Here is a 7,380-nt window from a genome sequence, read left to right as displayed (position 1 = left end):
AAAGCAAATTAACAAAATAATGAGAGAGCTATTCACCAGAGTAGCTCTCTTGTTATTATTTCGTAATTTGTATTTCGTAATTTGTATTTCGTAATTTGTATTTCGTAATTCGTAATTCGTAATTATTTTGTACCTTTGCCGCCAAAATGATTTTTTATTATGACGGAACACGAGCTGCTAAAAGCCCGTTGGGAGGAAATTGTGCAACGCCTCTCCGATACTTTTACAGAGGGTGAAACTCTGAATGTCGATGGTATCATCTATCTTATTGGAGTACAAGAACTCGGACAAATAGGTCGCCCTTACGCCAAAGATGAAAAAGTAGACCTAATGCACATCGCTATTTGTAAACTCCTTGAACCCTTTGGTTATTATAAATATGAATTTACTGACCCTGATGGTTGGCCTCATTATAGTTTAGTACAAGAGCTCCCCGCTCTCAAACCTGGAGAACAAACCATACTGATGAAAAAAGCCATTGTCCAATACTTTTTGGATAGAGACTTTTTTTCTAACGACTAATGACTAAACGCTAACAACTAAATGAAAAAAGTAGCATTCTATACTTTGGGTTGCAAACTCAACTTTGCCGAAACTTCTACTATTGCACGTAGCTTTGAAGAAGATGGCTATATTCGTGTTGATTTCGACGACCCTGCTGATATATATGTGATTAACACCTGCTCGGTTACCGAAAATGCCGACAAACAGTTCAAACAAATTGTACGCAAAGCACTGAAAACAAACCCTAAGGCATTCTTGGCGGCAGTAGGTTGTTATGCTCAATTAAAACCAGAAGAACTCGCTTCAGTAGATGGAGTTGATTTGGTATTAGGTGCCAAAGAAAAGTTCAATATCACTCAATATATTGATGACCTCACCAAAAACAACGAGGGCATCGTGCACTCCTGCGAAATTTCCGAAACTGATTTCTATGTCGGAAGTTATTCTATTGGTGACCGTACACGTGCTTTTTTGAAGGTGCAGGACGGTTGCGATTATAAGTGCACTTATTGCACTATCCCAATGGCACGTGGTATTTCGCGAAGTGATACCATCGAAAATATATTGAACAACGCTAAAAAAATATCCGACAAAGGTATCAAAGAAATTGTGCTTACGGGTGTGAATATAGGCGATTACGGCAAAGGAGAATTTGGTAATAAAAAACACGAACATACCTTTTTAGAATTAGTGCAGGCTCTTGATAAGGTCGAAGGTATCGAACGCCTGCGCATTTCCTCTATTGAACCCAATCTTATCAAAGACGAAACTATCGACTTCATAGCACAGTCTAAAAGTTTTGTACCTCACTTTCACATTCCATTACAAAGTGGTAGTAACGATATATTAAAAAAAATGAAGCGCCGCTATTTGCGCGAACTCTATGTAAGTAGGGTAACCAAAATACGTGAAGTGATGCCTGATGCTTGCATCGGGGTAGATGTGATTGTAGGTTTCCCTGGCGAAACAGATGAACATTTCTTAGAAACTTATCATTTTCTAAACGAATTAGATATTTCTTACTTGCACGTATTTACTTATTCCGAACGTGACAATACCGAAGCAGTACTTATGGATGGTGTAGTCCCCGATGCAGTACGTGCTAAACGCAGCAAAATGTTACGCGGATTGTCAGCTAAGAAACGTAATGCTTTTTATGAGAGTCAGTTAGGTAAAGAAAAAACAGTCCTTTTCGAGAGCGACAACAAGCAGGGATATATTCACGGGTTTACCGAGAATTATGTAAAAGTAAAAGCTCCTTGGGATCCTGCTTTAGTGAATACCCTCCACAAAGTAAAACTTACCAAAATAGATGTAGACGGAATGGTGCGCTTTGAGTTTGTATAAGTAGAACAAAGAAAATTAGAAATAATAAAACAACAATGGTACACTATAAAACAGAATTAATGTTAGAATTCCCTGGGTTTGTACTCTTCGATCCAGTAGTACTACAAGAGTTCCTACTCGAAAAAGGAATAGAAGATGACGATTTACTGAAATACTTCATCAATAATCCTACTATAGGTGAGGAAAGTATCCAACGAGGAATATTATTACCTATCTATAATATAGAGCCTTTTGATTATGAAATACTCATAAACACAACTACCAAAAGTGAAATTCCTACCGAATGGGTAGTTTTTAAAAAAGAAGTCTCATTACCTCTACAAGTAAAAAGCGGAAGATTAGCTGTGGAAGATATCTTTATGATAATGAATTGGGATTATGAAAGTAATTATTCCGATTTTGCTACAGAAAAAAGTCTAAATCCTCAACCTAATGTAGAAGGAGGAGAACTAAATAGAGATACAGGAGATAGATTTGATATTCCAGCAGGTAATTATGGGGTAAAAGTATTAGGCTTTTTAGATGTAAATGAGCCTGATATTTTTGAGAGTAAGTGTGGCTATGAATTGTTTTTTGAAAAGATGGATACTTTGCCTATAATTCCTGAAAACATAAATGTAGATAAGTTGGATTATAAAGTAAAAGTAATATCTGAAAGATGAAAATCCTTTTAACAATTACCCTATCTCTACTGCTTTTTTCCTGCGATAACTCCGTTATAGGCTTCAAAAAATCTTGCAATGCCGATATTGCAAAGCAAACAGTTGCCGAATTAGCAGAAGTAAAAGCTAAAATAAAGCAATTAGAAACCCTTGCAGGGAACAATCCCACTTATTGGGTGCAGGATAGTGTGCAAAGAGATAATAAAACCTATTATCGTTTGCAACTACTCAACAAATTGTCGTATACCGATGTACATCTCTATACTTTTGCAGTGCCAAAAGATGATTGTAAACAGGTGTTTTGGGAACAAAAAAAAGCTATGCTATTACCTTATGCCGAAATGAAAAAACTAACTGAGCAAACAAAAACTCAGCAAAAGCAATTCCCCGATTTTTTTAAGCAATTCACTACTGATATGGCTTTTAGGCAGCAGCACTTAGCTGAACCGCTCTTGCGCTTATTGAGGCAGAATGACGGCAGTGTACTTCTTACCGAAGAAGAACTCCTTACCGATGAGTTCAACGAATTACAAACATATAACTTTAGTTATTATCCTGATAGTGTGTTGTGTGAAAACACTGAAAAATCAATAACACTCGTCTTTATTCCTATAGGAAACACTTGGAAACTTACTCAAATTTGGCATTAAAATGGATGATTTGATTCAATTTTTATCACAAATCGACCAGATTTATCTCTGGGATTTAATCGGAACGACTGTTTTTGGTGTTTCGGGCGTATTGCTGGGCTTAGAACGCCGTATGGATATCTTTGGAATGCTCATCTTAGCCTTTGTAACAGGAGTAGGAGGGGGAACACTCCGCGATATTATGATAGGCAGTGTACCCGTATTTTGGATGAATAACCTCACTTATATATTGATGATTGTCATTAGTGTAGTGATTACCATTCTCTTCAAAAAACAGTTTTCAGAGCACTGGAGCAAATCGCTGATGTTGTTTGATACCATTGGGTTGGGGGTCTTCACTATCATTGGTATAGAAAAAGCCCTGCGTTTTGGCTTATCGCCTACCATCGCTATTATTTTAGGTACAATGACAGGTAGTTTTGGAGGAGTGATACGAGATATATTAGCTAACAAATTACCCGCCCTCTTTCATAAAGAAATTTATGCAACCGCTTGTATTGCAGGAGGTACAGTCTATTTTCTTATCGATGATTTTGTCAATCACAACTTAGTTGTATTCATCACTATAATGGTAGTAATTGCTGTGCGATTGCTATCGGTAAAATACCATTGGGAACTGCCAAAATTCTAATTCCTAATTCCTAATTCCTAAAAAAAACACATAAAACCTTGTGTATATAAACATTTTGTACTATCTTTGCAATTTGAAATTTTAGATTAAATATTTTTAAAAATGAATATCAACAGAGAGCAAGTAGATGCTTTAAATGCGATCATTAAGATAGCAATTGAAAAAAACGACTACGCCGATAAAGTAGAAAAAGTACTAAACGATTACAGAAAAACCGCTTCTATCCCTGGATTTAGAAAAGGTCACGTACCTGCAGGTATGATTAAAAGACAGTACGGCAAAGCTGTAAAATTTGACGAGATCAACCGTGTGTTGCAAGACTCGTTGTACAAATATATAAACGACGAAAAACTCAATATCTTAGGAAATCCACTGCCTAAAGAAAAACAAGATATCAACTTAGATGCCGACGATTTTACTTTCGAGTTCGAAATTGGCTTAGCTCCTACTATCGAAGTGAATTTAAAACCTAAAAAAGCTATAGTTCGCTATGAAATAGAAGTAGCCGATGATCAAATCGATAAACAAGTAGAACGTATCCAAAAACAATTTGGTAAACTCGTTGCTAAAGGTGAAGTAATCAACGATGATAGCCTTGAAATTACAGGTACTTTCTTCAACGAAGAAAAATCTATCGATTCTCAAGCTACTTTCACTTTAGAAGAACTTAGTGATGCTGCACGCAAAGAGTTCATCGGTAAAAAAATAGGCGACCAATTCCAATTGCAAACTAAAGGTTTGTTCAAAGATGCTCATAGTCTAATGCACTACCTCAAAGTATCTCACGACGAGGCTCACCACTTAGAGGTGGAAGTTACTTTCACTTTGGAAGAGGTAAACGAACGTCAAGGCGCTGCTTTAGATCAAGAGTTGTTCAACAAACTCTTCCCTGATGGAAGTGTAACTACTGAGCAACAATTGCGCGACAAAATAAAAGAAGGCGCTCAACACCAATACAACGAGCAAGCCGACCAGCATTTCCTCAACACAGTTACCGATTATTTAGTAGATAATACTAAGTTTGACCTCCCTGAAACTTTCCTTAAAAAATGGTTGCGTACAGCAGGTGAAAAAGAACTTACCGAGCAAGAAGCTGAAGAAGAGTACAGCCGTTCAGAAAAAGGTTTGCGCTACCAACTTATCGAAGGTAAAGTGTTGGATGAAAATAACTTACATCCTAAGTTCGAAGAGTTGAAAGATTTTGCACGTGATTATATCAAAGGTCAATTAGCTCAATATGGTATGCCTACCAATGACGATAGCTATGTAGATGGTATCGTTGATCGCGTATTGCAAAACCGTGAAGAAGTACAACGTATTCAGCAACAATTAGTATTCAAAAAACTCATCGACTTCTACAAAGAAAATGTTAAAACAGAAGTTAAAAAAGTAACATTTGATGAGTTCGTAAAAATAGCTTTCCCTGAATAGTAATTTTTGCAAAATACTATAAACCAGTCCAAAATTGCTAATGATAAATACTATTGTTGTATCTTATTTGGCAATTTTGGACTACATTTATTAAAAGATGAAACAAGAAATTCTCGACCGACTACAAGCCCTTGGCGATGATATTAGTAAACTAAAGATAACCATAGAAGAACTCATCAATATTTTAGAAAAATATAGATAAATTATAACCTAATCACCACAACACTAAAAACTTAATGACTAACAACTAATAACTAAACAAATGAATTTAGCAGACGAATTTAAAAAATACGCAATTAAACAATACGGAGTAAACAGCCTTTACTACGATAAAATAGTGGGTAGTATGACTCCTTATATTATGGAAGAACGCCAGCTAAACGTAGCTCAAATGGACGTTTTTTCCCGCTTGATGATGGATAGAATCATCTTCCTTGGCACTGATGTGAACGATCAAGTAGCAAATATCGTTACCGCTCAATTGCTTTTCTTGGAAAGCGTGGATAGTGCCAAAGATATCCAAATCTATATCAACTCTCCCGGTGGTAGCGTATATGCAGGATTGGGTATGTACGACACTATGCAGTTTATCAAACCCGATGTAGCCACTATCTGTACAGGTATTGCTGCTTCAATGGCTGCTGTATTACTATGTGCAGGAGCTGAAGGTAAACGCTCAGCTTTGCCACACTCTCGTGTAATGATTCATCAACCCTCAGGAGGAGCACAAGGAGTAGCCAGTGATATGGAAATTAACCTCAAAGAAATGTTGAAACTCAAAAATGAACTCTACGAAATCATTGCCAAACACACTAAGCAACCTTTTGCTAAAGTGTATAAAGATTCTGAACGCGACTATTGGATGATAGCCCGTGAAGCTAAAGAATATGGTATGATCGACGAAGTATTAGAAAGAAAATAATGGCTAAAAAACAAGTAGAATATTGTTCGTTCTGCGGTCGTGCAGAATCTGAAACCGAAATGCTCATTCGCGGTATGGCTGGTAATATATGTAATTATTGCGTTGAACAAGCCAATATCATTATTGAAGAAGCATTTGGTAGTAAAGCTCAAAAAGGTAAGCCTGTAGTATCAGGTGATATGACCCTCAAAACACCTCAAGAAATCAAACAATTCCTCGACCAATATGTGATAGGTCAGGATTTTACTAAAAAAATCCTCTCTGTGGCAGTCTATAATCACTACAAACGCCTACAACAACCCGATGCAGATGATGAGGTCGAAATCCAAAAAAGCAACGTCATTATGGTTGGCGAAACAGGTACGGGTAAAACCTTGGTAGCCCGTACTATTGCCAAAATGCTCAACGTGCCCATTGCTATTGTTGATGCTACAGTACTTACTGAAGCAGGATATGTGGGCGAAGATGTCGAAAGTATTCTATCTCGCCTCTTACAAGCTGCCGATTACGATGTAGAGAAAGCCGAACGTGGTATCGTTTTCATAGATGAAATTGATAAAATTGCCCGCAAGAGCGACAATCCTTCTATCACTCGTGATGTATCGGGTGAAGGGGTGCAACAAGCATTGCTCAAACTCTTGGAAGGATCAGTGGTGAACGTGCCGCCTAAAGGCGGGCGCAAGCATCCCGACCAAAAATATATTGAGGTAAATACCGAACATATTTTGTTTATTGCTGGAGGTGCTTTTGATGGCATCGAACGCGTGATTTCTAAACGTCTCAATATGCAAACAGTTGGTTACAACTCGTCTAAAAATACACAAGTCGATAGGAAAAATTTGGTACAGTATATCATCCCGAAAGACTTAAAAGATTTTGGTTTAATCCCAGAAATTATAGGTCGTTTACCTGTGCTAACCTATATGAATCCATTGGATAAGCACGCCTTACGTATGATTCTCACCGAACCTAAGAACGCTATTATCAAGCAGTATAAAAAGCTCTTTGAAATGGATGGTATTAAATTTGATATAACTGAGGAAGCTCTCAATTTTATCGTCGAAAAAGCCTTAGAGTACAAACTCGGTGCACGTGGCTTACGTTCACTATGTGAGAATATCCTCACCGACGCAATGTTCGAACTTCCTAATTCAGGAGTTAAAGAATTGATAGTTACTGAAGAATATGCCGAAGAAAAACTCAATAAATCAACTTTGCAAATTGCTTCCTAAC

General features: G+C 37.1%; 8 protein-coding genes. All 8 read left to right on the top strand.

Features of this window, described 5'->3' with window-relative positions; genetic code table 11:
- The first annotated feature begins 159 nt into the window (after positions 1–159).
- The 8 genes from I7X29_RS04150 to clpX all read left to right on the top strand — a co-directional run bounded on the left by I7X29_RS04150 (position 160) and on the right by clpX (position 7,379).
- Complete coding sequence (locus I7X29_RS04150) at positions 160–522, top strand: hypothetical protein (protein WP_009414173.1); 363 nt, start codon at positions 160–162, stop codon at positions 520–522.
- Positions 523–543: 21 nt separating this feature from the next.
- Positions 544–1,851 carry a tRNA (N(6)-L-threonylcarbamoyladenosine(37)-C(2))-methylthiotransferase MtaB gene (gene mtaB, locus I7X29_RS04145; RefSeq protein ID WP_198466186.1) on the top strand — a complete coding sequence of 436 codons (1,308 nt, stop codon included), beginning with the start codon at positions 544–546 and terminating at the stop codon, positions 1,849–1,851.
- A 35-nt stretch (positions 1,852–1,886) separates the two neighbouring features.
- Entirely contained in the window at positions 1,887–2,513 is a 627-nt protein-coding gene (locus I7X29_RS04140; RefSeq protein WP_198472938.1) for a hypothetical protein, read from the top strand.
- Positions 2,510–3,163 carry a hypothetical protein gene (locus I7X29_RS04135; RefSeq protein ID WP_198472937.1) on the top strand — a complete coding sequence of 218 codons (654 nt, stop codon included), beginning with the start codon at positions 2,510–2,512 and terminating at the stop codon, positions 3,161–3,163. Before I7X29_RS04140 ends, I7X29_RS04135 begins: the two co-directional genes overlap by 4 nt.
- 1 nt (position 3,164) lies before the next feature.
- Entirely contained in the window at positions 3,165–3,794 is a 630-nt protein-coding gene (locus I7X29_RS04130; RefSeq protein WP_009414177.1) for a trimeric intracellular cation channel family protein, read from the top strand.
- 102 nt (positions 3,795–3,896) lie between these two features.
- Entirely contained in the window at positions 3,897–5,225 is a 1,329-nt protein-coding gene (tig, locus tag I7X29_RS04125; protein WP_198472936.1) for a trigger factor, read from the top strand.
- Between the two features lie 262 nt (positions 5,226–5,487).
- Entirely contained in the window at positions 5,488–6,147 is a 660-nt protein-coding gene (gene clpP, locus I7X29_RS04120; RefSeq protein ID WP_198472935.1) for an ATP-dependent Clp endopeptidase proteolytic subunit ClpP, read from the top strand.
- Positions 6,147–7,379, top strand: a complete 1,233-nt coding sequence (gene clpX, locus I7X29_RS04115) for an ATP-dependent Clp protease ATP-binding subunit ClpX (protein ID WP_088594026.1) — start codon at positions 6,147–6,149, stop codon at positions 7,377–7,379. The genes clpP and clpX overlap by 1 nt, the downstream gene beginning before the upstream one ends.
- The last annotated feature ends 1 nt before the right edge of the window (position 7,380 follow it).

The sequence above is a fragment of the Capnocytophaga periodontitidis genome (assembly GCF_016126015.1).
GTDB classification, from domain to species: Bacteria; Bacteroidota; Bacteroidia; order Flavobacteriales; family Flavobacteriaceae; genus Capnocytophaga; species Capnocytophaga periodontitidis.
The sequence above is the reverse complement of the archived record's forward strand: the minus strand, read 5'-3'. Positions and strand labels throughout refer to the sequence as shown.